Source organism: Nocardia brasiliensis IFM 10847 (assembly GCF_000710915.1).
GTDB classification, from domain to species: Bacteria; Actinomycetota; Actinomycetes; order Mycobacteriales; family Mycobacteriaceae; genus Nocardia; species Nocardia brasiliensis_A.
This window is the reverse complement of the sequence record NZ_BAUA01000165.1, coordinates 1-24,078: the sequence shown is the minus strand read 5'-3', so window position 1 is coordinate 24,078 and position 24,078 is coordinate 1. Positions and strand designations below refer to the sequence as shown.

Below are 24,078 nucleotides of genomic sequence, written 5' to 3'. Positions count from 1 at the left end.
GATATGAGATTATTTGTGAACCAACCTAATTCGGCTTGTTCTACCGGCTGTTATCTGCTGTTCTCCCGCCGTCGTAGGTACGGGTCACAGGAGTCCGGAGAGAGAATTGTGCACTGTCGGAACTCCGGCCTGTTCTGTGGTCGGGACGCGTGGCTATTGGTACGTTCCAAGCGGCTTCGTCGAGTCGGACAATTCACGCGCAGATGAGGAGGCGGCGTTTGTTCGCCGATTTCGGACAGTGGGCAGATTTCGTCGTCCGACGGCGCTTCGCGGTGCTCGGCGTCGTCGTTTTCGCCATGCTCGCGCTGGGTGCGTACGGTCTCGGGCTCGGCGACGAACTGAGCGCGCGCGGCTGGGACGATCCGACCTCGGAATCCGCACAGGCCACCCGGCTGCGGGACGAGGTCTTCGGCCGTGACCACAGCGGTGATCTCCTGCTGCTGTTCCACGCGCCCGCCGGAAAGACGATCGATGATCCCGTGTTCGCCGGTGCGATCGTCGCGGGACTGAACGAGCTGCCGCGGCGCTTCCCGGACGAGATCGCGAAGATCAACGGCGCGTACTGGCCGACCGAAACCGGCCTGACACTGCCGGATCTGTTCGGTTCCGCGGACCGCACGCACGCTTTCGCATCCGTCGCGGTGCGCGGCGGCGACGACACCACGCTGCTGCGCAACTACGGCAAAGTGGCTGGACGACTGGACATTCCGGGCGTCGACATGGAGGTCGCGGGCGGGCAAGCCGTCGCTGGCGCGCTCAACGACACCATGGTGCGCGACCAGCGGCGGCTGGAGTTGATCGCGATCCCGATCGTCGCGGTGCTGCTGTTGTTCCTCTTCGGTGGCGTGGTCGCGGCGGCGTTGCCGCTCGTGGTCGGCGGCCTGACCGTGCTCGCGGCCTGGGGGGCGATCCGCGGGATCACCGCCGTGGTCGAGGTGAATTCGTTTGTTTCGCCAGTGGTTTCGATGATCGGACTGGGTCTGGCCATCGACTACGGGTTGTTCATCGTGAGCCGGTTCCGGGACGAACTGGCCGCGGGGCACGACGGTCCGGCGGCGGTCCGGCGGACGGTGCCGACGGCCGGTCGGACGGTGGCCTGCTCGGCGACCGTCGTAGTGGCCGCGGCGGCGGGGATCCTGCTGTTCCCTCAGGGATTTCTGCGCTCGTTCGCCTACGGCGCGATGGTCACCGTCACGCTGGCGGCGCTGACCGCGCTCACGGTGCTGCCCGCATTGCTCGCGCTGCTCGGTCGGCGGGTGGATGCGCTGGGGTTCGCCCGGTTTCGCCGGGCCAGTACCGGAGACGATGTGCGGCACAATATTTGGGGGCGGATTGCCGGGGCTGTCATGAAAAGGCCGCTCTTGGTCGCGGTGTCGGTGTGTGCCGGGCTGCTGCTGCTCGTCGCCCCCGTGCAACACGCGACGTTCGGTGGGATCACCGAGAAGTTCCTGCCGCCGACGGACCCGACTCGGCTGGCGCAGCAGCACTTCGACGAGATCTTTCCGCTGCGACGGATCGATCCGATCCAGCTGGTCATGATCACCTACCGCACCGCGGACATCGACACGGTACTCGCGCGGGCGAATCGGGCACCGGGTCTGGCCGCGCCGTTCCCCGCACCGCTACCGGGCCCGGCCGACCCGTTCGTCTACACCACCGACACCGTCCTGGCGGGCTCGGACCAGGCCGACGCGGCGATCAACTATCTGCGCTCGATGGAATTGCCCAGCGGGACAACGCTACTGGTGGGTGGTCAGCCGGCCGCGCAGCGCGACAGTATCGACGCGCTGCTGCACCGGTTACCGATCGTGCTCACACTGGTGTTCCTCGCGACGACCGCGCTGCTATGGCTGACCTTTCGCTCGCTGGTACTGCCACTCAAGGCCGCGGCCCTGAACCTGCTCGGCCTCGGCGCCACCATCGGTGTCCTCACCTGGGTCTTCGTCGAAGGACACGGGTCCGGTGTGCTGGGCTTCACCGCGCAGCCGATCATGCCGCTGGTCCTGATGCTGATCGTCGCCGTAATCTACGGTCTGTCCACTGATTATGAGGTCTTCCTGCTGGCTCGCATCGTGGAGGCACGGCGCGCGGGGGAGTCCACCGCCGACGCGATCCGCACCGGCGTCGCGCACACCGGCCGCATCATCACCGCGGCCGCCGCCATTCTCGTCGTGGTCACCGGTGTCTTCGCCCTCTCCGACCTCGTCATGATGCAATACATCGCCCTGGGTTTGGTCACGGCGCTGCTCATCGATGCCACCATCCTCCGCCTGCTGCTGGTCCCCGCCGCCATGAAACTGCTGGGCGATCTCTGCTGGTGGCCTCCCGATCGGGCTTCGAAAGCGTTGCCCCGCAACACGATCCCTGAAGAGAAGATCCTCACCGTCGCAGACGACCGCAGCTGAGTCTGTGCACGGCACCCGCTCGCTGCCCTTCTCCGCTTGTTGCAACACTTTGGTTGCGATACAGTATGGCAACCTATTAGTTGCTATATCTGGAGACTGTGATGCCCCTGCCTGATCGCATCGAGCGTGTTCTCGAACTGCAGCATCCTCCCGAGAAGGTGTGGCATGCCCTGACCACGCCGGAAGGACTCGGTGGCTGGTTCGGATCCCGGGCCGAAATCGACGAGTTGCGTCCCGGCAGCACAGCGCGGGTGTGGTGGGCGGCAGACGGACCGCACACCCTGTGGATCCAGCACGTCGAGCCGCCCCGCCGGTTCTCGTTCACCTGGGCGATCGAAGGGTTGCCGAGCGGTGATCCGCGCCGGACACACGTGGAATTCGCGCTGGCCCCGACGCCGAACGGCACCCGGCTCACGGTGACCGAAACCGGCTTTGCCCAGCTGCCCGAAGCTCTGTCCGGCGCGTACGACGGCAACGTCGAGGGGTGGGTGACGGAACTGACCGAGCTGACCGAGTACCTCGATGCCGCGGCCTGACGATCTCGAAACCGAGCTGATCGCCCAGGCGGTATTCACCGCCCTGGCTGACCCGACGCGTCGGTCGCTGCTCGCCGAACTCGCCGCGCGCGGCCCCGCGACCGCGACCGATCTGGCTGCCCGCCTGCCCATTTCGCGCCAGGCGATCACCAAACATCTCGGCCTGCTCGCCGAGGCCGAACTCGTCCGCGCCGAACCCGGCGAGCGACGCCGGATCCGCTACCGGTTGCACACTCGGCCGATGGCCGTGGCCCAGTCGTTTCTCGCCGCGCTCGCGCACACCTGGGACAGCCGCCTGAGCGCGCTGCACGATCACCTCGATCGGATATAGGAGAACAGCACCATGACGCCCCTTTTCCGCGGTGGACACAACATCGCCATGAAACTCCCCAAGGCTCAGTTCGACCGGACCGTCGCCTTCTACCGCGACGTTCTGGGCATGGAGGTAACCGACGACAGCAGCGATCCCGTCACCGAGGGCGTGATCCGAAGCGCCGCAGTACGGTTCGGGCCCGTGACCCTGTGGCTCGACCGTGTCGACAACTACGCCCACGCCGACCTGTGGTTGGAACTGTTCACCGACGACGTCGACCGCGCGACCGAATACCTTGTCACCCAGGGCGTAGCCGTGCAGGACGAGCTGGAACCGCTGCCTGCGGGCATGGACGCCCACTGGATCAGCAACCCGGTCGGCGTCCCGCACATCGTGCGCCTGCCGGAGACGAGCGGATCTTCCAGTACCCGCAACGTGGCCACGCTGCGTCCGCCGACAAGCTGAGCGCTGCTGCCCCGATAGTTCAGGGGCATGCGAGTTCGTCGCGATGTCGCTATCTTCGCTGGATGATCTACCTGGGGCCCAGTTGTACGGTGCCTGTTCGTTATTCGGAGTGTCGACCCGTCCGGCGGGACTCCGTTTCTTCCGTGGTCGCGGCGGTGCGCGACCGTACAGGGCGACGGCGGTGGCAGTGGGCCGTGATGGCGCTGGTCGGCGTCTTGCTTTGCGCGTGCAGCGTAGAAACGCAGGAGCAGAAGGACATGGTGGCTGCGCTCGCCGGACTGCCCGGCGTGCAGCAGGTTTCGACCGAGATCGAGGAGAATTTCTCGACCGTGGTCGTGCTGACCGGGGACGCGTCGGCCCAGCAGACCACAGCGGTGATCGAGGCTTTCGGTGCGCAAATAGCGGCCACAGCGAAGTTGCCGCGGCGGCGGGTGGACATCGAGCTCCGTTGGCACGAGGGGAGCAGCTCGTTCAAGGCGGGCCGGGACGGGTTGGCGACCGCACCTGAGCGCGCCGCGCAGTGGCACAGTGTGAGCCGAGCGTTCCCCCGGGACGAGGTGGTGTGGACTTACCAGTGGGCCGAGTTCTGTTGCGACGCCTTCGGCCCCGGCGATCTCGTGCAAAAGGGATACACCGGTTTGGGTGATATTTCAGTGCGGCCGGAAGCCGAGGACTTTCGTGCGGTGAGCGAAACGTACCGGCGTGTGATGGCGGAGTTCCCTGACTTCGCGGATGTCGCATGGGAGGTCGGAGCGTGGGGCCGGCCGGGTGGGCTATTGCGGGTGGACAACCGGTATCCCAGCGAGAGGGAGCTCTCGGTGTGGGACCGGCTCAATCAGGACCAATCCGTGCCGCACAGCGTACAGATGACGACCATGACCGAGGGACGTCCCTACCCGATGCGCCCTTCCGTTGTCGTGCGACTGCGGTCCGAGGACTTCGCTGACGTGAAGCGGCTGACCGAGCAGCACATCCCGATCGCGACAGAGCTCGGTGCGCCCGATGTCGACTACTTCGCCACCACAGACCGCCTCGACGGCCCCGGAAGCTACGACCCCGATCATGGGCTGCGGGTAACCATCGGCGGTTGCCAATACACCGACCGCCCACCCAGCCCAGCCGAACAGCCCTTCGTAGATCGCTATGGCAAATGCACCAGATGACCGAAGGCCTGACCCGACAACAGCCGAAGGCGTCCTGATCGGAGTTCCTGCTCGCGCGACGCCCGATGACATTTGTCATGGCGGGTTCGTGTGGGATTGCACGGGATTCGGTGACTGGGCTTACTACTGGGGGTGGGCTGGGTTCGCGATCGTTGAAGGCATGAATAGTGCAACGTTCGGGGCGCAGCCGGGGCGGCGCAATGACGAGGTCATCGCCGCCCGGGGACTGCGCCGCAGCTATGGTCACGGGAAGAATGCGTTCGAGGCGGTCAAGGGGGTGGATCTGCGTGTCGCCGAGGGGGAGGTCTTCGCCCTGCTGGGCACCAACGGCGCCGGTAAGACGTCGACGCTCGACATGTTGGAGGGGCTGGCCGCGCCGTCCGACGGTGTCGTGGAGGTTTTCGGCCTCGATCCGCGCCGGGACCGGGCGCAGGTGCGCGCACAGGTCGGCATCATGTTGCAGTCGGGTGGGTTGCCCGCCGAGCTGACCGTTCGCGAAACGCTGGAGATGTGGCGCGGGACGTGCACCAACCCGACGACCAGCGCCACGGTGCTCGACCTGGTCGATCTCGCGGACCGGGCCGATGTCCGGGTCGGTTCGCTCTCGGGCGGTGAGCAGCGCCGCGTCGATCTGGCGTGTGCGCTGCTGGGACAGCCGCGACTGCTGTTCCTGGACGAGCCGACCACCGGACTCGATCCCGAAAGTCGCCGGGGCACTTGGAAATTGCTCGCCGATCTGAAAGCGTCCGGCGTGACCATGGTGCTCACCACGCACTACCTGGACGAGGCGGAGGCGCTGGCCGACCGGATCGCGATCATGCACAAGGGTGCGGTCGCGCGGGCTGGCACCCTGCGCGAGATCGTCGACGGTCATCCGGCGCGGATCGTCTTCGATCACCCCGGCCTGCCGTTGCCGCCGTTGCCCGGCGCGCAGCTCGACGCGCAGGCTCGCGTCACCGTCACCACGCACGATCTGCAGGGGCATCTGTTCGAACTGCTCGGCTGGGCGCGGGCGCACGGCTTGCAGCTGGGCGGCCTGGAGGCCCGCGCCGCCTCCCTCGAATCGGTGTTCCTCGACATCGCCGACGAACCGGTCGCCGCCGCGACCCCCGAACTGATCGGAGCAGCCCGATGACCACCCTGACATCCACCGACACCACGTTTCGCCGGCGCCCGCTGGCCGCGCTCGCGAAAGCGGAGTGTCTGCAATTCCGGCGGAACAAGACGCTGATGTATCTGGCGACGCTGTTCCCGGTCGGCATACCGCTGGCGCTGTACTTCATCGCGATCAAGGACACCGCGCCGACCACGTCCACGGCGGCGGTGACGTTCGAACTGCTCGCGCTGTCGGCCCTGCTGTTCGTGCAGTACTACTCGGTGCTGTCGATGGTGACGACCCGGCGCAGCGAAGGTGTGCTGAAACGGTTGCGCACCGGTGAGTCCGCGGACTGGCAGATCATGCTCGCCCCGGCCGTTCCCGGTGCGCTCGCGACGCTGGCCTGCACGGTGGTCGTCGCCGCGGTGGTGTACGGCACCGGCGCGCCCGCTGCGGTCAACCCGGCCGCGATCGTGCTGGCGCTGCTCGGCGGGATCGTGCTGTTCTCCCTGCTCGCACTGGCGACCAGCGCCGTGACGAAGAATGCCGAGGCCGCGCAGATCACCTCGCTGCCGGTGATGACGATCGCGATGCTCGGCCTCGCGTCCATCCGGAAGGTATTGCCGGACCGGCTGGCCGACCTGGCCGACTGGACGCCGTTCGCGGCCGTCTCGGATCTGGTTTCGCTCGGCGCGTCGGGCCGGTTGGCGACTGCGGCCACCACCGATCCGGCGCTCGACTTCGCGGGCACCTGCGCCGAACTCGGCCGTCCGTTTGCCACACTGGCGATATGGACCGTCCTGGCGCTCGCGCTGACCCGCAAGAGCTTCCGCTGGGACGACCGCGGTTGAACCGGATGCGCAGCTGGTGGCACGAGCTGTCCGGACCGGACAAGTTCCGGCTCTACACCAGGCTCACCCTGCAGTCCAGCGTGGCCGCGGTGGTCGTGGTGATGGCGTTCACCGTGCGCGAGCCTTGGGCGGTGGCGGGGATACTGGCCGCCGGGGTCACGGCGATCCTGGCGCTGGAGGTGCAGCCGGAGTTCGTCAGATCGGCCGGATGGGTCTCGCGCCGGTGGGTCCTGCCGGTGGCGGTCGCGGTGCTGACCGGGATTCTGCTGACATTCGCGCTGATCGCTCGCCTGGCCACCGACGACGACGTCACCGATCGGGCTGCGGTGACCGGGCTCTACACGGCCATCCTCGCCACCTATTCGCTCGTGTCGTTCATTCGGCACAGATGGTGGGCGACCCTGGGGATCGCGCTGATCACCGGGCTGCTCTACGGATCGTCGCCGCTGGCGATGCTCGGCTTCGCGGGCGGCACCTACCTCGCCGGAATCATCCTTGTCGGAACGACATTGCTCACACTGTGGGGCCTGCGCGTGGTCGAAGAGCTGGATCGGGCCAAGGGCGTCGAAGCCGAATTGCAGGTCGCCGAAGAGCGTTTGCGTTTCTCGCGGGACCTGCACGATGTGGTGGGCCGCAGCTTTTCCGCGATCGCGGTGAAAAGCGAACTCGCCGCGGTGCTTTCCCGATCCGGCAAGGCCGAACCGGCGGCCGCCGAGATGGACGAGGTCAGGACACTGGCCGTCGAATCCATGGACCAGATGCGCAAACTGGTCCGCGGCTACCGCGGCATCGATTTGATGAACGAGGTGGCGGGTGCGCGGTCGCTGCTGTCGGCGGTGGGCTGCCGACTGGACGTCGAAGGCGATCCGGCGAACGTTCCGGCGCGCTGCCACGAGGTCGCCGCCTGGGTGGTGCGGGAGGGCACCACGAATATCGTGGAGCACTCCGCGGCGACCACGGCGGTGCTCGCGCTCGGTGCCGCCGGAATGTCGCTGCGCAACGACCGTCCGCACGGCGCGCCGGGTGCGCGTTCGGGGCTGCGCGGGGTCGGCGAGCGGCTCGCGGCCATCGGCGCAACCCTGGACGTGCACGCCTCCGACGAGCAGTTCCTCCTCGAGATACGTTGGGAGAAAGAATGATTCCGGTATTTCTCGCCGACGACGAAACGCTCGTCCGGGCCGCGCTGGCGACCATGCTCGACCTGGAAGCCGATCTCGAGGTGATCGACCATGTCGGCTCCGGCGAAGAACTCCTCGCCGCGTGGCGGCGGCGCAGCGAGGCGGGCGCGCCGGTCGCCGTCGCCGTGATCGATCTGCAGATGCCCGGCATCGACGGCATCGAGACCGCCACCGAACTGCAACGCCTCACACCCGGCGCGGCCACCTTGATCGTCACGAGTCACGGCAGGCCCGGCTATTTGAAACGCGCACTGGCCGCGGGCGTGCGGGGCTTCCTGCCCAAAACGACCTCGGCCGCGACCTTGGCGGCGGTGATCCGCACCGTGCACGGCGGCGGCCGCTATGTCGATCCCGAACTGGCCGCCGAAGCCATCAGCGCGGGCGACACACTGCTCACCGCGCGCGAGGCCGATGTGCTCGAATACGCCATCGACGGCGCGTCGGTCGAGGACATCGCGCGCCGCGCGCACCTGTCACCGGGCACCACCCGCAACTATTTGTCTTCGGCGATGGCGAAACTCGGGGTCGCCAACCGGTATGAGGCGGCGCTCAAAGCCCGCGAGAAGGGCTGGATCTAGCGGCCGGGCGCGGAAGACCCGCCCAGCAGTACTACTGGGCGGGTCGCTTCCCCGTGCACCGTGTGGACGCCGCCACGCCTCACGGCACGACCCAGCATAGGGCGGATCGGCGCCGCCGCCGTGGTCTTGCGCCCCCGTGTCGCCGATCGGATGTGCAGAATCAGGAGAAACCATGCGAAAAGCCATGTTGCCGGTCCTCGTCGCCCTCGTGGCGGTCTCGATGGCGCCCGCGGTCGCTACCGCTACGCCCGGCTTGGCGTGGGGCGCCTGTCCGGCCGACGTCACCGCACCCGGCCTGCAATGCTCGGTCCTCGAGGTGCCGCTCGACTATCGGAACCCGGACGGACCGCAGATCGAGGTCGCGATCTCCCGGTTGCGCAGTGCGGACCCGGCCCAGCGCCGAGGCGTGCTGCTGACCAACACCGGCGGCCCCGGTGGAGCGGGGCTGAGTTTTCCCGCGGACCTGAAAAAGCTAGGGCTGCCGCAGAGCATCCTCGACCGCTACGACGTGATCGGCTTCGATCCGCGCGGGGTCGGCCACAGCGCACCGGTCACGTGTGCGCTGTCTCCGACACAGCGCACGAGCAACATCCCGCCCTACCCGCGAGATCCGATCGACGTCGCACAGCGCGCTGCGGCAGCGAAAGATATTGCGCGGCAGTGCGCTACGTCCGCATCCGCGGCGACCCTGCCGTTCATCAGCACCGCGAACACCGCTCGCGACATGGACCGGATACGGGCTGCGCTGGGGGAGGAGACGGTGTCATATCACGGGATCTCTTATGGCACCTATCTCGGTGCCGTGTACGCGTCGCTGTTCCCGGAGCGCACCGACCGCGTCGTGCTCGACAGTGCCGTCGGCCCGGGCGGTTTCGACAACCTGCACTCACGCAGGCTGGGCGAGGGGTTCCAGGATCGGTTCCCGGATTTCGCCGCGTTCGCGGCGAGCCATCCCGAATACGGCCTCGGGAACACCCCCGAGCAGGTCACCGCGAAGTACTTCGAATTGGCGGCCCAGCTGGATGCGGTACCGAATCCAGCGGGCGGCGGTTACGGTTCGCTGTTCCGGCAAGCCACCTTCAGTTTGCTTTACTACGACAAGAGCCTGCCGGCCCTGGCCGAGTTGTGGCGCACCGTGAGTACCGGCGCCGCCGAAGAAACGCCGCCGGTCGACGCCGAGGCGCCCGAAGTGGACAACTACCTGTCCAGCCAGTTGCACGTGCTGTGCAACGACACCGCCTGGCCGCGTTCGGATCTCAGCTATCAGGCCGATGTCGCGATCGACCGGGTCCGCTACCCGATGTTCGGCGCGGCGGCGGCCAATGTCTGGCCGTGCGCGTACTGGCCGTCCGACCCGGTGGAACCGCCGGTGCGGATCGGCGACCGCGGGCCCTCGAATGTGCTGATCGTGCAGAATCTCCGGGATCCGGCGACGCCGCTGTCCGGCGCGCGCGAGCTCGAACAGGCCTTCGGCGACCGTGCCCGGCTGGTGACCGCGGATCAGGGTGGCCACCTCGCCTACCTGTTCAAGGACAACACCTGTCTGAACGACGCCGTCACCGCGTTCCTGACCACCGGGCAACGGCCGGCGCACGACGTGGCCTGCGCGGCGGAGCCGGCGGGCGAACGCTGAGCCGAGCGCCGGCCGAAGTTGTCGTGACTCCGCATTACGATCGAGCCGAGGAGGTGCCGCATGGCAGAAACATTCGAGGCGATCGAAGCCGACTTCGTTCGGTTCACGCAGGAGATCGTCTGGTGCACAGTCACTTCGGTGGACGGCAAGGGCCGCCCGCGGTCGCGGATCCTGCATCCGCTGTGGGAGGTGCGCGACGGTCGTCCGATCGGCTGGGTCGCGACGGGCAAGACGCCGGTGAAGGCGCGGCACTTGGCCGCCAATCCGGTTGTGGCATTTTCGTATTGGAGCCCGGCCCAGCATGTGGTGCAGGGTGAGGCCGTGGCCACCTGGGTGGACGACGTGGCGCAGAAGCGGCGGGTGTGGGATCTGTTCCAGACGACACCGCCGCCGGTCGGTTACGACCTGAGCATGTTCGCCCCCGCCGGGCCGGAGAGCCCGCAGTTCACGCTGCTGCGTTTGGATCCCGAGCGGATCCAGGTGCTCGACGGCGCGGGTTTCCCGACGAACTTCACGCCGCGCATCGCCCGGTTGGGCAAGCCGTAGCACGCGTTCGGTACGCGGGTCGCCTTATGGCGCAGTCGATTACCTGACCTTGTTGATCACTGCTCCGGAGATTGATCGGCGGCCAGGAATTTGTCCACCGCCTCGATGCCGTCGTTTGCGGGTTCGAGGAGGCGCTCGTTGAGCACGGGGATCGGACGGTCCAGCCAGGCGGGGAGTTCGCCTCCGGCGGGGAGCAATTCGTGCCGGGTGGCGAATTCTTCCGCGAGATGGCGCACCGACTCGCGCAACGCGCTGACCACCACGCCCTCGGCCAGGCCGGTCAATTCCTCCAGCAGGGCACGGACTCGGTCGAGTTGGTCGGTTTCGGTGCTGTCGGCCTGGATGCGCGGCCACAGGGTGCGTTCGAAGATATCGCCGAAGTCGGCCGCGATCTGATCGGTGTGCGCGCGCAGCCGAACCACCTGGTCGAGCACCTCGGCGGGCGGGATTTCGAGGTCGGCGACCCGCATCCCGCTGGTCAGCGCCCAGCGCCGGGCCTGTGGGCGCCCGCGCCGCCAGCGGACCAGCCCGAGCTGAGTTGCCTTGCGCAGCAAGGTGGGTCGCAGATCCTTGGCCTTGATCATCACCCGGATCTCGCGCAGGCCGAGCGGTACCCAGTCCTCCGGGCCGCCGGGTAGGGCGAGTAGATCCGCCACCGTCGCGCCTTGTTCGCGGGCCGTGAGCAGTTCGGTGATGGAGGTGAGCGAGAAACCGCGATCCTGTAGGCGCTGCACCAATTCGAGCCGTTGCAGGTGTGAGCTGTCGTAGCGCGCGGTGCGTCCGGCGCGGCGCGGCGCGTGCAGCAGTCCTTTCGACTGATACATCCGCACGGTGCTGGTGGGCACGCCGGCGCGCGCGGCCAGGTCTTCCACGGTGAGGTCGATGCTCTTCGTTCGCACGGGTCCAGCGTTGCAGTGCCGAGTCGGCTAGTCAACACTCTTCTAGTAAATACTCATAGTGTTTCAGTTTTAGCAGATCAGGGCATATAGATTGGTGAGATTTCTTGGAGTCGAAGAGTTTTCTGGTGCGCTGTGAGGCGCAGGTGGCGCGGCGGATCGGGGACTTTGGTCCCGGGGATGAATTGCCGACGGCTCTATCGGAGGCGGCCGCCGCACCTCGATTCTTGTTCTGCCGGAAGGTGTGGACGTGAAAACTGCTGTGGTTGAAGGTAATACCTAACGGAGTGACCTCGATCACATTGTTAGCTGAGTGATTGCGGAGATCATGGACGGTCTGCTGTTCTGGGAAAAGTTACGTGCACGGTTGGATCGCTCTCTTGTGGGGTGGGTGAACTGGTGAAGACGATTTCGGGACAGGCAGCGGCCCCGCCGGGGACCGGCGACGACACGGCCGACGCGTTGGCCGCGCGGCTCGACGCGCTGTTCCACACGGTGCGCGATCCGATCGGCAAGCCCTATACCTACGCGCGGGTCGCCGCAGCCTTGCAGGCCGCCGGTTGCCCGGTATCCAACTCTTATCTGTCGCAACTGCGTTCAGGGGTCCGGAGCAATCCGTCCGAACAATTGCTGGCCGCACTGTCGGCATTCTTCGGCGTACCGCTCGACTACTTCTACGGCGGCGTCGAGCCGGTAGCGGCGTCCGGCGATCGCCCGCTGCTCACCGGCCTGTGTAACGAGAGCCTGCGCAAACTGCTCGATCTGGCCGCCGACCTGTCCGACGAATCGCAGGAACTGCTCACCGCGCTGGCCGAACGCCTGCGCATCAGCGAAGAGCACGCGCCTGCCACGGCAGATCTGGACTGAGCGCACCAGGTGCGATTTCGGGGCGCGTGCCGGTTCTTGCCCCCGGTGGCGTTGCGGGCCGCTTTTCCGCTGTACCGGCGCGTTTTGGAAGTATCATGATGATCCGCCGACGGCTCGGCGCAGACGGATCATCGCGTCATTCGACTGGGGATGTTGGCTATGTGGTGGAATCCGGTCGACGAGGAATCGGAAACCCTGCGCCGCAATGTCGAGGTGCTGACCGCCCGTTATCGCGACCATCTGGCTGCCGTCGCGAACGGCCGGACCCCGCAACTGGTCTGGGGAGTGGGTAGTGCGCCGGATCCGAGTGGCCGATGGAACAACGAACTCGTGCTCGTCGAATGCGACGCGCTCGGCGCCGACAGCGGAATCACGGTCGGTCGCTATACCGCGTTCGACTTGCTGCAGCGAGTGGACCCGCGTGCGCGGCGGCAATTCGCGGATGCGCCCGCCCTGCGACTGCTGATCGAGTGGCGGATCGGTCCGACGACGCTCATCGACGTCACCACCCGTCCGCTGCCCGCGGCCGCGCAGGTACAGCTGCGAGACCTGGTACGCGAGAACGCGGTACCCAACCGCACCGCGACCGTCGGGGTGTCGTGCACCCGCACCGCGACGCACACGCCCGCGATCGTCACCGCGGGTCACCTTGTCACCGGGGTCGGCGATCGGGTGCAGATCTACGCGTCCGGTCAGCCGACACCGAGCTGGATCGACGGCACCGTGACGCACTGGTCCGATCCCGCGGTCACCGGCGGCGCGGGCTACGACTACGCCGTGGTGGAGTTGCTCGACCAGCGCGACCAGATCCTCAGCGTGACCCACACCGGACCCGCCGGGACGCCGCGGCCACCGTACGCGCCGATCGACGTGACCGCCTATGGCGCAACCTCGGGCAGTCGCGCCGGCCAGGTCAGCGGCGCGCTCACCCAGCTCGGCGACGTCGCCCGGCAGTGGTCGGACTGCTGGCAGATCGGCCCGTCCTACCTGCTCGGCCCAGGCGACTCGGGTGGGCTCGTGCTCGGCACCGGCGGCGCGTACAGCGGAAAGGTGCTGGGGCACTTCGTCGGCGGCTCCTACTGGCCGAATCAGCCTGGCCTGGTGCACCAATACGTGCAGGACATGGCCTCCTGTCTCAATTCCGGTCTCGGCCGCCACATCACGCTTTGACGCAGAGGACTCCTCATGACCATCGCCTCCATCGCCCAGCTCGCCGTCGATCGGCATCCGGTATCGCACCCGGATTCGCCCAAGGGTTCGGGGGTGACGCCCGCGTCCACTGAAGGGGGTGGACCGGGCAGGCAGGCCGAGAGCGGGACGGCTGTCCTGGCGCGCGCGGTGCCGACCGACATCATCGTCTTCTACACCGCGCTGGTCGGCCTGCTCGAAGGAATACAGAAGGACAGCAACGATTCCTACTATCCGCTGCGCTGGTTCATCTACGCGGCCGCGTTGCTCGCCACGCTCGTCGCGGTCACCGTCGCGAGTCGTCTCGCGCTCGACAAGGTGGGCGCTGCCGGACCGCCGCTGCCTGTCGGCCCTCCGATCGGGCAACCGGCGCCGGCGAGCCCGCCTGCCCCGCCGAATCGCCCGCTGCCGGACGTCCGGCGGCGGCAACTGTCCGCGTGGTGGCAGCGGTGGCGCCCGCCGCCTGCCGAAACCATCACCGCCACCTTTGCTTTCGCGGTGTGGGGATTGATCACCCCCGGCTCACCGCTCTACGTGGCGCTGGATTCTCCGGTCCTGCCGATCGTCGTCGGAATTCTCACCGCGGGCGGCGCTCTCGTGATGACCGTGGTGATTTCGCCGATTCTGGGGCGGGGCCGCCTGAGCCCGTAGTTCTATGGGCGTGACGTTATCTTGCTTCCCCTGAACACTTCTGGCAGGTTCGGAGTCATCCGCGCGCGCCGGAACAAGCCGGTGACTGCGATTGGAGGACACCATGGACTCTCCGCTCGTCTCCGTGGGTCTGCCCCTGGTGTTGATCGTGATCATGTTCGGGCTGGGGCTATCGCTCACGGTGCCCGACTTCACGCGAATCGCCAAGAACCCCAAAGTCGTCAGCATCGCGCTGGCCTGTCAGCTGCTGTTGCTGCCGTCGATCGCGTTCGGTCTGGTGCTGCTGTTCGATCCGTCACCGAATCTGGCGGTGGGGGTGATGTTGCTCGCGGCTTCGCCGGGCGGCACGGCGGCGAATCTTTTCAGCCATCTCTTCCACGGCGACGTCGCGCTGAATGTGTCGCTCACCGCGGTGAATTCGGTGATCGCGGTGGTCACCGTCCCGTTGGTGACGAACTTCGCCCTCGGCTATTTCGATCCGGGGGAGTCGGGCACGGTGGGGTTGCAGTTCGGCAAGACCGTGCAGGTGTTCTCGATCGTGCTCGTTCCGGTCATGCTCGGCATGCTGGTGCGCCGGTTCGCGCCCGGTTTCGCGGACCGGATGGACAAGCCCGTTCGGATCGGTTCCGCGCTCACGCTGACGCTCGTGATCACCGCGACGATCATCGACCAGCGCGGCGATGTCGTGGCGTATGTCCGCGCCATCGGCGTCGCCATGATCCTGTTCTGCCTGATCAGTCTGACCGTGGGGTATCTCGTTCCGCGCGTGCTCGGCGTCGAGGACCGCCAGGCCATCGCCTGCTCGATGGAAGTCGGCATCCACAACGGCGTCATCGCCATCACCATCGCCATCAGCGTGCTGGGCAGCACCGAAATGGCCATCCCCGCCGCCGTCTACGGCGTCGCCATCTTCCCCCTCGCCGCGGGCTTCGGCTGGCTGGTCACCCGCAAACACCCCGAACGCACCCGCGCCGCCGCGGTCGACCGTGGTGGCGACCCCGCCGAGACCACCCGTTGACCCGCCCGTGCGCGTCACTGTTTGCGTGCGCTTAACCGGGCTAACCCGAGGGTGACCGGTGTTCGAGGATGGGATGAGTCATGCGGGATACAGCGCGACGTGGTGGGGGCAGTAGGACTATGCCGTCGGACGTGCGAGGGAAATTGACGATCTTCGATCGCTTCGCCACCGGGGCCGCGGCGCTCACCGCGAAGGCGGGGTTCTTCGTGTTCTGCGTGCTGCTGGTGCTGCTGTGGGCGCCGACGTTCCTGGTGCTGCCGAGCGTCGACACCTGGCAGTTGGTGATCAACACCGCGACCACGATCATCACGTTCCTGTTGGTGGCGCTGCTGCAGAACACGCAGTCGCGCTCGGATGAAGCGGTGCAGCAGAAGCTCAATGCGATCGCCGACGCGCTGGCCGACTTCATGGGCGAATTCAGCGGCGATCACCCGGAACTCGAACGCCACCGCCGCGAACTCGCCGACGCGGTCGGCCTGGAAAACCGCGAATCGGCCTGACCGGCACGCCTGCGCCGCATCGGCCGTATTTCCGTGATGGCGACCATCGTGCCGCCGTGCCGGGCGCGCGTCCCGTGTCCAATCCGCCCACCGAACCGCGCCGGCATCAGGTACGGGCGACAAAACGGAAGCGGTCGCCGCGATAGATCGAGCGGGTCCACTCGATGGGACGGTCCGCGGGATCGCAGGCGCGGCGCTGGATCAGCAGGGTGGGAGAGCCGACCGCGACATCGAGCAGGGCCGCCTCCTCCGGTGTGGTGAGCGCGGTCTCGACGGTGTCCTCCACCCCGGCCACCTCGATCCCGTAGCAGTCGCGCAGGGTCGCGTAGAGCGAGCCTTTGTCGGCGAGCCGCCGGCGCAGGTCCGGCAACTTGTCGGCGAGGTGCGCGATCTCGATCGCCAGCGGCTCGCCGTCGACCGAGCGCAGGCGCTCGAGGCGATGGATCGGGGTGCCGGGCGCGATCCCGAGCCGACCGGCGACCACCTCGTCCGCCGCCACTTTGGTCAGCTCCAGGATGCGCGAATCTACTTGCAGCCCCTGTGCGTCGAGGTCGTCGGTCAACGACGTCAACTGCTGCAGGTGCACCACCTTGGGCGGCGCGACGAACGTCCCGCTGCCCTGCACCCGCCGCAGCAGCCCCTCGGCGGCGAGTTCGGCGAGGGCCTTGCGCAGCGTGGTGCGCGAGGTGGCGAGCTGTTCGGCGAGCACCCGTTCGGGCGGGAGCGCGGTGGACGATTCCAGCGTGCTGATGAGCTGGCGCAGCGCCAGTTTGGTGCCGTAGTAGCGCGGCTGCTGCGTGGTGTCCGGCGCGGTTCCGGTGGTGTTGCCCATGTCGCCGAACCTACCGCGCCGCCCCCGGAGTTGACGCCGGAATTGGTGTATGCCAATCTCGTCACCGGCAAATTGGTGTACACCAATTACTTCCCTGATCAACGGTGAGAGGCGAAGAAACATGGGGTTCGTGGCCGAGCTGCGGGCGTCGTCCCGGTTGGGGGTGCTGGTCGGCGTAGCCGCCGCCAGCGTCGGGGTGATCTACGGCTACGACCTGTCCAACATCGCGGGCGCGTTGCTGTTCATCACCGACGAGTTCGGGTTGACCACGCGGCAGCAGGAACTGCTGACCACGGCCGTGGTGATCGGTGAGATCGCGGGCGCGATCGGGGGCGGCGTGCTCGCCAACCGGATCGGCCGCAAGAAGTCGATGGTGCTCGTCGCCGCGACCTACGGCGCGTTCGCGGTGCTGGCCGCGTGTTCGACGGCCTTGCCGATGCTGATGGCGGCGCGGCTCGCGCTGGGCATCACGATCGGCATCTCCGTGGTCGTGGTGCCGGTGTTCGTCGCGGAGTCCGCGCCGACCAGGGTGCGCGGCGCGCTGCTGGTGGCGTACCAGGTCGCCACGGTGATCGGCATCATCATCGGGTACCTCGCGGCGTATCTGCTGGCGGGTACGCAGAGCTGGCGCTGGATGCTCGGTCTGGCGGCGGTGCCCGCCGTGCTCACCACCGTCTTGCTGCTGCGGCTGCCCGACACCGCGCGCTGGTATGTGATGAAGGGCCGGATCGAGCAGGCTCGTCAGGTGCTGCGCCGCGTCGAGCCGGACCTCGACGCCGACGCCCAGCTCGCCGAGATCGAGCACGGGCTGCGCGAGGAATCCGGTGGCGCGCTGCGGGAGATGCTGCGCAAGCCGTACCTGCGGGCCACGGTCTTCGTGGTCGGGCTCGGCTTCTTCATCCAGATCACCGGCATCAACGCGATCGTGTACTACAGCCCCCGGCTGTTCGAAGCGATGGGATTCCGCGGACACTTCGCCCTGCTCGTGCTGCCCGCACTGGTGCAGGTGGCCGCTTTGGCGGCGGTGCTGGTCGCGCTGGTGCTCGTCGATCGGCTGGGCCGCAGGCCGATTCTGCTGTCCGGGATCGGCATGATGATCGCGGCCAACGCGCTGCTCATCGCGGTGTTCGTGGCCGGCTCCGATTTCGGCGGGGTGCTGACCGTGCTCGGGTTCGTCGGCGTGCTGCTGTTCACCGTCGGTTTCACTTTCGGATTCGGTGCGCTGGTGTGGGTGTACGCGGGCGAGAGCTTCCCGGCGCGGCTGCGTTCGACCGGGTCGAGTGCGATGCTCACCTCGGATCTCGTCGCGAACGCGATCGTGGCGGGTGCGTTCCTGACCATGCTCGAATCCCTGGGTGGCGCAGGCACTTTCGCGGTATTCGGCGCGCTCGCGATCGTCGGCTTCGGGTTCGTGTACCGGCTGGCGCCGGAGACCAAGGGCCGCCAGCTCGAAGAGATCCAGTACTACTGGGCCAACGGCGGCCGCTGGCCCGCGGACGGGCGTGCGGTCATGCGGGATCAGGACGTGCGCGCATGACCGCGGTATTGGGCTTGGACATCGGCGGCTCGAAAACGATGGCGGTGCGAGCCGAGGACGCAGTGGTGGTCGCCCAGGCGCGGGCGGGCAGCGCCAACGTGGCCTCGGTCGGCGCGGACGCGGCCGGTCATCAGCTCGACCTGATCCTCGAGCGTGTCGGCGGCGACGGGGTCCGAGCCGTGTGCGCGGGCGCGGCGGGCGCCGACACCCCGGAAGGTCGCGCGCGGCTGCAGGATCTGCTCGCGCAACGCCTGCCCGATGCGATGATTCGGGTGGTGCACGACAGTGAGCTCGTCCTCGCGGCCGCGGGGCTCGACGAAGGCATCGCGCTCATCTCGGGCACCGGCTCGGTGGCGTGGGGCAGGCACGCGGGCCGAACCGCGCGCGCCGGCGGCTGGGGCTACCTGCTGGGTGATCAGGGCAGCGGCTACTGGGTGGCGCGCGAGGCGGTGTGCCGAGCCCTCGCGGCGGTGGACCGCGGCGAGCCCGCCGACCCGCTGGGCCGGGCGCTGGCCGCCGAATGCGGGCTGCGCTCGACCGAACAACTGCTCGACCATTTCTACGACCACACCGACCGCAGATACTGGGCTCGGCGCGCCCGCGTGGTCATCGAGCTGGCGGCGACCGGCGATCCGGTCGGCCGGGAGATCCTGGCCGCGGCCGTCGCCGATCTGACCGACCTGGTCGGCACCGTCGCCGACCGACTGTCCTACCCCGGGCCGGTGATCGTGGCCGGTGGGCTAGCGGTGCACCAGCCGCTGCTGCAAGCCGAGTTACGGCGCGCGCTCGCCGGGCGCGGACTCGACGACGTGCGCGTGCTCGACGTCGACCCGGTGCACGGCGCGGTGCGGCTGGCGCGGCAACTGCCGGCCCGCAGCGCGGCGGCCCTGCCCGGATAACCTTCTACTTCGAGGAGTGACATGACCGACCAGGACAATCCCGGCGCCCTGATGGCGAGCGAGATTGCCGAACAACCCGCGGCGTGGCAGCGGCTGCTCACCGAGGGCACCGACGCCATCCGGCGCGCGGCCGCCCGAATCGCGCAGTACCAGCCACGATTCGTGCTGTTCGTCGCGCGCGGCACGAGCGATCACGCCGCGCTGTACGGCAAGTACCTGGTGGAAATTCAGCACGCGCTACCCGCGGGCTTGGTCTCGCCGTCCACCATGACGATCTACGACAGCGCCCCCGACCTGCGTGACGTGCTGTTCGTCGCGGTGAGTCAGTCCGGCGGCTCACCCGATCTGGTGCAGTCGGTGGAAGTGGCACGGCGCCAGGGCGCGTTGACCGTGGCGCTCACCAACAACCCGGCCTCCGCGCTGGCCGCTGCGGCCGAGATCCACGTCGACGTGCTGGCCGGTCCGGAACGCGCGGTCGCGGCGACCAAGTCCTACACCGCGGAACTGCTCGCGCTGTATCTGCTGCTCGATTACGCGCGGGGCGGCGACGGCGCGGGCACCGCCGAGTTGCCCGGCCTGGGCAGCCGGGTGCTCGATTCCGGTGCCGCCCTGGCCGGTGTGGCCCAGCGCTACCGGTTCGCCCAGCGCCTCATCACCTCCGCGCGCGGGTACTCCTATCCGACCGCGCGCGAGGCGGCGCTGAAACTGATGGAGACGTCGTATCTTTCGGCGCAGGCCTTCTCCGGTGCGGATCTGTTGCACGGCCCGCTGGCCACCGTCGACCCGTCGGTGCCGGTGCTGGCGATCGTGCCGGACGGCGCGGGCGGACAGGCGATGCTGCCCGTGCTGTCCCGGCTCGCCGAGCTGCGCGCCGACGTATTCGGTGTCGGCACGGCCGACGCGCTGGCCGGACTGTCCGGCGGCGTCACTCTTCCGACCGGCATCCCCGAACCCCTGTCACCCCTCGTGGAAATCCTGCCGCTGCAACAGCTCGCCCTGCACCTCGCGATCGCCCGCGGCGGCGACCCGGACCGCCCCCGCGGCCTGAAAAAGGTGACCGAAACCCTCTGAGCCGCCTTCACTCGCACAGCGCGTGGGTGAGCAGGGCGCGGATGTCGACGGACGTGGGGGTGCCGGTGTAGACGATGGTGACCGCGCGTCCGTTGGTGGCGCCGGCGATGGTCGAGAAGCCCGCTATGCCACCGACATGGCCCACATACTTTGTGCCGCAGGGGAGTTGGGTGTAGCCGACGCCGAGGCCGTAGGACATGCCATCGCCGTACCCCATGTCCGTGCCGTCGAGCATCTGCGGCAGGAGTGACTGCGGGACCACCGCTGCGGTCAGCAGTGCGGTGTAGAAACGGTTCAGGTCGGCGCCGGTGCTGACCAGCGCACCCGACGTCCACAGCGCCGACGGTTCCACCCGGGTCGTGTCGGTGACGACGCCGTCGATCGTGGCGTAGCCGTTCGGATGCGGGGCGCGCAAACCGGTTTCGCCGGTGGCAGGCATATACGTCTCCGACATGCCCAGCGGCGTCAGGATCCGGTCACGCAGTTCGTCGGCGTAGCGGTGTCCGGTCACCGCTTCGATGAGCATCCCGGCGACGATGTAATTGGTGTTGGTGTACTCGAATCGGGTGCCCGGCGCGAACCGCGCGGGATGCGCCGAGGCCAGGGCGATCTGTTGCGCAGGAGTGAAGGTGCGGCCCTCGCGCGCCACCGTGTACTCGTCGGTGCCGGGGGATTCGGCCGGTCGCGGCAGTCCGCTGCGGTGGCCGAGGATTTGGCGGACGGTTATGGCGCGACCATCGATGCCGTCCCCGGCGAGCAATCCCGGTAGATATGTCTCGATCGGTTGATCGAGGTCGACGCGGTGTTCGGCGACCAATTGCAACACGATCGCGGCGGTGAACGTCTTGGTGACGCTGCCGACCCGGACGTACTGCGGGCGATCGGTGCCGATCGCAGACTTCGCCGCGATGTCCGCGACACCGGCGGTGACGACCGTGCTGACGTCGTTGTCGGTGAGCGTGGCCACGGCGCCGACCGCGCCGGAACCGATCATCGCGTCGAGGTCGTCTCGCACGCGGTCCGCGCCGGTGGCGGCGAGTGCGGGCGCGGAGGCCGGCGCGACCGAGGCCGTCGTGCAGGCGGACAGCAGCACCGACACGGCGCATATCGGGAGGGCGAAAGCTCGAAACCACATGGCCCGACCGTAGAAACCCAAGGCCCGCAGGCACATTGCACCGCAGTACTACGGTGCCTCGCACTGGAGTATCAGACGGGGCGCTGGTCCATGACCGAACGTACGTGCGCGGCGATGTGCTGTTCGATCTTGGTGAGACAGTCGTAGCCCTGCTGAGTGCCGGAGACCCAGGCCGCCGTCATGCCGCCGACGACGTCGCGCGGCGCCGGGGCCTCGGGTTCGGCTGCCTGCGGGGTGGCCGCGGGCGGGGTCCAGGGGGGAGACGGGCGGTTCGACCGGCGCGGGTGGGGCCTCGTAGATCGGCGGCTCCGGCACGGCTTCCGGCCCGCTGACCGGCGGGGGCACGAGGGGGCGGTCGGACAGGCCCGAGGTCGTGTGGTCCTGGCTCGACGCGGCGCGACCGGCCGGCGGTCCGTCGCGGTGGGTGCAGACCAGCGCGGTGAGCACGGCGGCGGTGGAGACCACCGCGAACTGCAACGTGACTTCGGACTTTCGTGGTGCGCGGTGTCTACCCATCGGCTGCTTTCCCTCGAATACCCGTCGGGTCTGAGAGTTTATGGCGCGCAATCGATTCGGGCCAGAAATGTTAGCGTTTCTGTAAACGAGTTAAGCGGCACCGACACTGCCCTCTGGGTGCCGCCGGGATCAGCCGCGACGGTGGTCGGTCGATGCGTCTCTACCTGCGGGTTCCTCGTTCGCTCACCGGCCGCCACGCCTTCCCGCCGCATAGGGCGGCATTTTCCGCGTAAATACCTGGTTGCGATTGAAATCGATCATGCCGGGTAGATCGAAGGGGCACTATGGGGTCTTGACGCCAGAACTCGATGATTTCCACAACTGCTGTTTGTCTCGATGTACGCAACATCCGTGGCATTGCGAAGGAGGAAACCCATGGAATGGCTTCTGGGATTACTGGGCGGGGTGGTCGGTGGCGGGATCGGTGGTTCGAAGAACCCGCTCGGCCCCGTGGTGAACGGTGCGGCGGGTGCGGTCGGTGGTGGCATCACCGGCGGGATCATCCAGGCCGCGACGGGTAGCGGGCTGGACTTCGGGCAGATCCTCGCCCAGGTCGCCGGCGGCGGCGTGGTGGGCGCCGTGCTGTCCGCGATCATCGGCGTGGCCACCAAACCGAAGGCCGGCGAAGTTCGCTGACCGACAGCTTCGAGATTGCCTGCAAGTGCTAGCCCTGTCGCCCCTTGTGAGGAGTCTTTCGATGAAGAGCTTGAGGAAATCCCTATCCGCTGTTGCGTTCGCCGGCGGATTGATCGCGACGTTCGGCGCCGGTGTGCTGCTGAGCCCGAGTGCCGGTGCGCAACCGGCCGACGCGGACGCCGCGATCACCGCGCACTACGAGGAGAAGGGCGGCGCGTCGACGCCGCTCGGGGAAAAGGTCGGTGCCGTCTACGCTTTCGGGCCGGACGGGGCCGCACAGGATTATCGCGGCGGAAAGATCGTCTACTCGCCGGAGACCGGCGCGAAGGTGATGTACGGCGCGATCCTGGACAAGTATCTCGCGCTCGGCGGTGCGAGCACCGACATCGGCTACCCGGTGAACGACGAGTCCGACGCCCCGGTCGCGGGCACCGCCCGCTACAGCGAGTTCTCCGCCGCGGACGGCGCGACCATCCAGTGGAGCCCGCAGAACGGCGCGTGGCTGGTGCGCGGCCCGATCCGTACGGCGTGGTCACATCTGAAAGCGACCGACGGTCCGCTGGGTAGCCCCACCTCCGACACCACGGTGGCCGACGGCGTCTACACCCAGACCTTCAGCGGCCAGAACGGCAATCCGGTGCAGATCCGCTGGAGCAAGGCCGACGGTTTCACCACCGTGCCGCCGGAGATCGCGGGTCAGTTGAGCGGACTGGATGTATCGGCGCCCGGTGCGGCCCCGGGTTCGGTGGTGTCCGGCGGTAATCCGGAGCCGGCGACCGAAGCCAAGTCCGACTCCGATTCGGGGTCGAGTTCGAACGCGAAGTGGTGGGCGCTGCCGATCGGTCTGGTGATCGCGGCCATCGCGGGTGCGCTCGCGGCCATGGTGGGCCGCGGCGGATCCAACCACAGCGCGTCCGGGCGGGGCCGGGGCACGCCGGTCGCGGCGGGCACCGCGGCCGCGGCGCGTCCCCGTGGTGGATCGCATGTCGCCACCCCCGAGGAAGCGCACACCCGTATGGGCACCACGCGCAATCCCTGATCGCAGGCACGACGTGGGCTCCCGGGGACGAAATCCCCGGGAGCCCAGACGTATTCGCTACCCGGCCGCAGCCGTGCCCAGGTCGGCCCGAGCCGCGGTGGCGAACTCGAAGGCCGCGGGTTCGGGCTTGCGTGTCGCACGCCAGTAGCTCGTGCCGGTGCCCGCCCAGGACTGGCGGTTGTGGCCGGTGTGGTCCAGGAACCAGCTGTGACAACCGCCGGACACCCACACGGACCGGTCGAGTTTGCCGTGCAACCAGGTGTTGAACTCGTCCTGCTTCGCGCCGCTCACCTCGATCCGGGTGGCGCCCCGGCTCTGCATCAGCCGCAGGCACTGCACGATGTAGCGGACCTGAGCCTCGATGAGGAACACGATCGACTGGGCGCCACCACCGGAGTTCGGGCCCATGATCATGAAGAAGTTCGGGAAGCCCGCCACGGTCATGCCGAGGTAGGCCTGCATGCCGTCGCGCCAGGCGTCCTGAATGGTGAGCCCGTCGCGACCGACGATGTGTTCGGTCGCGCACCGA

General features: G+C 68.0%; 24 protein-coding genes and 1 pseudogene. 21 read left to right on the top strand and 4 right to left on the bottom strand.

The genetic code is table 11. The annotated features are described in order from the left end of the window. Nucleotides 1–203 precede the first annotated feature (203 nt). From NBRGI_RS32220 to NBRGI_RS32170, 11 genes are all read left to right on the top strand, one after another. Complete coding sequence (locus tag NBRGI_RS32220) at nucleotides 204–2,405, top strand: MMPL family transporter (RefSeq protein WP_036561718.1); 2,202 nt, start codon at nucleotides 204–206, stop codon at nucleotides 2,403–2,405. A gap of 101 nt (nucleotides 2,406–2,506) precedes the next feature. Then, the gene (locus tag NBRGI_RS32215) at nucleotides 2,507–2,941 is read left to right on the top strand and encodes an SRPBCC domain-containing protein (RefSeq protein ID WP_029900954.1); all 435 of its coding nucleotides are present in this window, start codon (nucleotides 2,507–2,509) and stop codon (nucleotides 2,939–2,941) included. Beyond that, complete coding sequence (locus NBRGI_RS32210; protein WP_029900953.1) at nucleotides 2,928–3,272, top strand: ArsR/SmtB family transcription factor; 345 nt, start codon at nucleotides 2,928–2,930, stop codon at nucleotides 3,270–3,272. The genes NBRGI_RS32215 and NBRGI_RS32210 overlap by 14 nt, the downstream gene beginning before the upstream one ends. A gap of 12 nt (nucleotides 3,273–3,284) precedes the next feature. After that, nucleotides 3,285–3,719, top strand: a complete 435-nt coding sequence (locus NBRGI_RS32205; protein ID WP_051728193.1) for a VOC family protein — start codon at nucleotides 3,285–3,287, stop codon at nucleotides 3,717–3,719. Nucleotides 3,720–3,913: 194 nt separating this feature from the next. Beyond that, nucleotides 3,914–4,882: a hypothetical protein gene (locus NBRGI_RS32200; RefSeq protein WP_148311027.1), complete on the top strand. Its 969-nt coding sequence runs from the start codon at nucleotides 3,914–3,916 to the stop codon at nucleotides 4,880–4,882. 160 nt (nucleotides 4,883–5,042) lie between these two features. Beyond that, nucleotides 5,043–6,017 (top strand): ABC transporter ATP-binding protein, encoded by a 975-nt coding sequence (locus NBRGI_RS32195; RefSeq protein ID WP_051728192.1) that lies wholly within the window; start codon nucleotides 5,043–5,045, stop codon nucleotides 6,015–6,017. Beyond that, nucleotides 6,014–6,829 carry an ABC transporter permease gene (locus NBRGI_RS32190; RefSeq protein WP_029900949.1) on the top strand — a complete coding sequence of 272 codons (816 nt, stop codon included), beginning with the start codon at nucleotides 6,014–6,016 and terminating at the stop codon, nucleotides 6,827–6,829. The genes NBRGI_RS32195 and NBRGI_RS32190 overlap by 4 nt, the downstream gene beginning before the upstream one ends. A gap of 5 nt (nucleotides 6,830–6,834) precedes the next feature. Then, nucleotides 6,835–7,968, top strand: coding sequence for a sensor histidine kinase (locus NBRGI_RS32185; protein WP_029900948.1), 1,134 nt, complete (start codon nucleotides 6,835–6,837; stop codon nucleotides 7,966–7,968). Next, the gene (locus tag NBRGI_RS32180; protein WP_029900947.1) at nucleotides 7,965–8,585 is read left to right on the top strand and encodes a response regulator transcription factor; all 621 of its coding nucleotides are present in this window, start codon (nucleotides 7,965–7,967) and stop codon (nucleotides 8,583–8,585) included. Before NBRGI_RS32185 ends, NBRGI_RS32180 begins: the two co-directional genes overlap by 4 nt. A gap of 172 nt (nucleotides 8,586–8,757) precedes the next feature. Further along, on the top strand, nucleotides 8,758–10,218 hold the full coding sequence (locus tag NBRGI_RS32175; protein WP_029900946.1) for an alpha/beta hydrolase: 1,461 nt from the start codon (nucleotides 8,758–8,760) through the stop codon (nucleotides 10,216–10,218). Nucleotides 10,219–10,278: 60 nt separating this feature from the next. Continuing rightward, nucleotides 10,279–10,764 carry a pyridoxamine 5'-phosphate oxidase family protein gene (locus NBRGI_RS32170; protein ID WP_029900945.1) on the top strand — a complete coding sequence of 162 codons (486 nt, stop codon included), beginning with the start codon at nucleotides 10,279–10,281 and terminating at the stop codon, nucleotides 10,762–10,764. A gap of 56 nt (nucleotides 10,765–10,820) precedes the next feature. On the opposite strand, the gene NBRGI_RS32165 is transcribed toward NBRGI_RS32170, so the two are convergent. Further along, nucleotides 10,821–11,663 (bottom strand): MerR family transcriptional regulator, encoded by an 843-nt coding sequence (locus tag NBRGI_RS32165; RefSeq protein ID WP_029900944.1) that lies wholly within the window; start codon nucleotides 11,661–11,663, stop codon nucleotides 10,821–10,823. Nucleotides 11,664–12,059: 396 nt separating this feature from the next. Between NBRGI_RS32165 and NBRGI_RS32160 the strand changes: the two genes are divergently transcribed. From NBRGI_RS32160 to NBRGI_RS32140, 5 genes are all read left to right on the top strand, one after another. Then, a complete protein-coding gene (locus NBRGI_RS32160) occupies nucleotides 12,060–12,527 on the top strand; it encodes a helix-turn-helix domain-containing protein (RefSeq protein ID WP_324192196.1) in 468 nt (155 codons plus the stop codon). Between the two features lie 159 nt (nucleotides 12,528–12,686). Beyond that, complete coding sequence (locus tag NBRGI_RS32155) at nucleotides 12,687–13,697, top strand: hypothetical protein (protein ID WP_029900942.1); 1,011 nt, start codon at nucleotides 12,687–12,689, stop codon at nucleotides 13,695–13,697. Between the two features lie 15 nt (nucleotides 13,698–13,712). Then, nucleotides 13,713–14,366 (top strand): hypothetical protein, encoded by a 654-nt coding sequence (locus tag NBRGI_RS32150; RefSeq protein WP_029900941.1) that lies wholly within the window; start codon nucleotides 13,713–13,715, stop codon nucleotides 14,364–14,366. 103 nt (nucleotides 14,367–14,469) lie between these two features. Continuing rightward, nucleotides 14,470–15,384, top strand: a complete 915-nt coding sequence (locus tag NBRGI_RS32145) for a bile acid:sodium symporter family protein (protein WP_029900940.1) — start codon at nucleotides 14,470–14,472, stop codon at nucleotides 15,382–15,384. 119 nt (nucleotides 15,385–15,503) lie between these two features. After that, nucleotides 15,504–15,884 (top strand): low affinity iron permease family protein, encoded by a 381-nt coding sequence (locus NBRGI_RS32140; RefSeq protein ID WP_029900939.1) that lies wholly within the window; start codon nucleotides 15,504–15,506, stop codon nucleotides 15,882–15,884. A 106-nt stretch (nucleotides 15,885–15,990) separates the two neighbouring features. On the opposite strand, the gene NBRGI_RS32135 is transcribed toward NBRGI_RS32140, so the two are convergent. Next, the gene (locus NBRGI_RS32135) at nucleotides 15,991–16,716 is read right to left on the bottom strand and encodes a GntR family transcriptional regulator (RefSeq protein WP_029900938.1); all 726 of its coding nucleotides are present in this window, start codon (nucleotides 16,714–16,716) and stop codon (nucleotides 15,991–15,993) included. A gap of 121 nt (nucleotides 16,717–16,837) precedes the next feature. On the opposite strand from NBRGI_RS32135, the gene NBRGI_RS32130 reads away from it, so the two are divergent. From NBRGI_RS32130 to NBRGI_RS32120, 3 genes are read left to right on the top strand one after another with little or no spacing between them, the layout of a single operon-like run. Next, nucleotides 16,838–18,253: a sugar porter family MFS transporter gene (locus tag NBRGI_RS32130; RefSeq protein WP_029900937.1), complete on the top strand. Its 1,416-nt coding sequence runs from the start codon at nucleotides 16,838–16,840 to the stop codon at nucleotides 18,251–18,253. After that, a complete protein-coding gene (locus tag NBRGI_RS32125) occupies nucleotides 18,250–19,152 on the top strand; it encodes an N-acetylglucosamine kinase (RefSeq protein WP_029900936.1) in 903 nt (300 codons plus the stop codon). The genes NBRGI_RS32130 and NBRGI_RS32125 overlap by 4 nt, the downstream gene beginning before the upstream one ends. 51 nt (nucleotides 19,153–19,203) lie before the next feature. Beyond that, nucleotides 19,204–20,223, top strand: coding sequence for an SIS domain-containing protein (locus tag NBRGI_RS32120; protein ID WP_200882255.1), 1,020 nt, complete (start codon nucleotides 19,204–19,206; stop codon nucleotides 20,221–20,223). A 7-nt stretch (nucleotides 20,224–20,230) separates the two neighbouring features. On the opposite strand, the gene NBRGI_RS32115 is transcribed toward NBRGI_RS32120, so the two are convergent. Continuing rightward, nucleotides 20,231–21,358: a serine hydrolase domain-containing protein gene (locus tag NBRGI_RS32115; protein ID WP_235211167.1), complete on the bottom strand. Its 1,128-nt coding sequence runs from the start codon at nucleotides 21,356–21,358 to the stop codon at nucleotides 20,231–20,233. 891 nt (nucleotides 21,359–22,249) lie between these two features. Here NBRGI_RS32115 and NBRGI_RS32100 point away from each other — a divergent pair. Both NBRGI_RS32100 and NBRGI_RS45595 read left to right on the top strand, forming a co-directional pair. Continuing rightward, nucleotides 22,250–22,510, top strand: a complete 261-nt coding sequence (locus NBRGI_RS32100) for a hypothetical protein (protein ID WP_014984570.1) — start codon at nucleotides 22,250–22,252, stop codon at nucleotides 22,508–22,510. A gap of 61 nt (nucleotides 22,511–22,571) precedes the next feature. Further along, the gene (locus NBRGI_RS45595; RefSeq protein ID WP_081878321.1) at nucleotides 22,572–23,549 is read left to right on the top strand and encodes an LGFP repeat-containing protein; all 978 of its coding nucleotides are present in this window, start codon (nucleotides 22,572–22,574) and stop codon (nucleotides 23,547–23,549) included. 57 nt (nucleotides 23,550–23,606) lie between these two features. Here NBRGI_RS45595 and NBRGI_RS32090 read toward each other — a convergent pair. Then, nucleotides 23,607–24,078: pseudogene (locus NBRGI_RS32090) on the bottom strand (4-hydroxyacetophenone monooxygenase); the annotation flags it as partial.

What these genes read in the sequence shown, in the direction of transcription:
- NBRGI_RS32220 (WP_036561718.1), top strand. Translation starts at nt 204, where the DNA reads ATGAGGAGGCGGCGTTTGTTCGCCGATTTCGGACAGTGGGCAGATTTC.
- NBRGI_RS32215 (WP_029900954.1), top strand. Translation starts at nt 2,507, where the DNA reads ATGCCCCTGCCTGATCGCATCGAGCGTGTTCTCGAACTGCAGCATCCT.
- NBRGI_RS32210 (WP_029900953.1), top strand. Translation starts at nt 2,928, where the DNA reads ATGCCGCGGCCTGACGATCTCGAAACCGAGCTGATCGCCCAGGCGGTA.
- NBRGI_RS32205 (WP_051728193.1), top strand. Translation starts at nt 3,285, where the DNA reads ATGACGCCCCTTTTCCGCGGTGGACACAACATCGCCATGAAACTCCCC.
- NBRGI_RS32195 (WP_051728192.1), top strand. Translation starts at nt 5,043, where the DNA reads ATGAATAGTGCAACGTTCGGGGCGCAGCCGGGGCGGCGCAATGACGAG.
- NBRGI_RS32190 (WP_029900949.1), top strand. Translation starts at nt 6,014, where the DNA reads ATGACCACCCTGACATCCACCGACACCACGTTTCGCCGGCGCCCGCTG.
- NBRGI_RS32185 (WP_029900948.1), top strand. Translation starts at nt 6,835, where the DNA reads ATGCGCAGCTGGTGGCACGAGCTGTCCGGACCGGACAAGTTCCGGCTC.
- NBRGI_RS32180 (WP_029900947.1), top strand. Translation starts at nt 7,965, where the DNA reads ATGATTCCGGTATTTCTCGCCGACGACGAAACGCTCGTCCGGGCCGCG.
- NBRGI_RS32175 (WP_029900946.1), top strand. Translation starts at nt 8,758, where the DNA reads ATGCGAAAAGCCATGTTGCCGGTCCTCGTCGCCCTCGTGGCGGTCTCG.
- NBRGI_RS32170 (WP_029900945.1), top strand. Translation starts at nt 10,279, where the DNA reads ATGGCAGAAACATTCGAGGCGATCGAAGCCGACTTCGTTCGGTTCACG.
- NBRGI_RS32155 (WP_029900942.1), top strand. Translation starts at nt 12,687, where the DNA reads ATGTGGTGGAATCCGGTCGACGAGGAATCGGAAACCCTGCGCCGCAAT.
- NBRGI_RS32150 (WP_029900941.1), top strand. Translation starts at nt 13,713, where the DNA reads ATGACCATCGCCTCCATCGCCCAGCTCGCCGTCGATCGGCATCCGGTA.
- NBRGI_RS32145 (WP_029900940.1), top strand. Translation starts at nt 14,470, where the DNA reads ATGGACTCTCCGCTCGTCTCCGTGGGTCTGCCCCTGGTGTTGATCGTG.
- NBRGI_RS32140 (WP_029900939.1), top strand. Translation starts at nt 15,504, where the DNA reads ATGCCGTCGGACGTGCGAGGGAAATTGACGATCTTCGATCGCTTCGCC.
- NBRGI_RS32135 (WP_029900938.1), bottom strand. Translation starts at nt 16,716, where the DNA reads ATGGGCAACACCACCGGAACCGCGCCGGACACCACGCAGCAGCCGCGC.
- NBRGI_RS32130 (WP_029900937.1), top strand. Translation starts at nt 16,838, where the DNA reads ATGGGGTTCGTGGCCGAGCTGCGGGCGTCGTCCCGGTTGGGGGTGCTG.
- NBRGI_RS32125 (WP_029900936.1), top strand. Translation starts at nt 18,250, where the DNA reads ATGACCGCGGTATTGGGCTTGGACATCGGCGGCTCGAAAACGATGGCG.
- NBRGI_RS32120 (WP_200882255.1), top strand. Translation starts at nt 19,204, where the DNA reads ATGGCGAGCGAGATTGCCGAACAACCCGCGGCGTGGCAGCGGCTGCTC.
- NBRGI_RS32115 (WP_235211167.1), bottom strand. Translation starts at nt 21,358, where the DNA reads ATGTGGTTTCGAGCTTTCGCCCTCCCGATATGCGCCGTGTCGGTGCTG.
- NBRGI_RS32100 (WP_014984570.1), top strand. Translation starts at nt 22,250, where the DNA reads ATGGAATGGCTTCTGGGATTACTGGGCGGGGTGGTCGGTGGCGGGATC.
- NBRGI_RS45595 (WP_081878321.1), top strand. Translation starts at nt 22,572, where the DNA reads ATGAAGAGCTTGAGGAAATCCCTATCCGCTGTTGCGTTCGCCGGCGGA.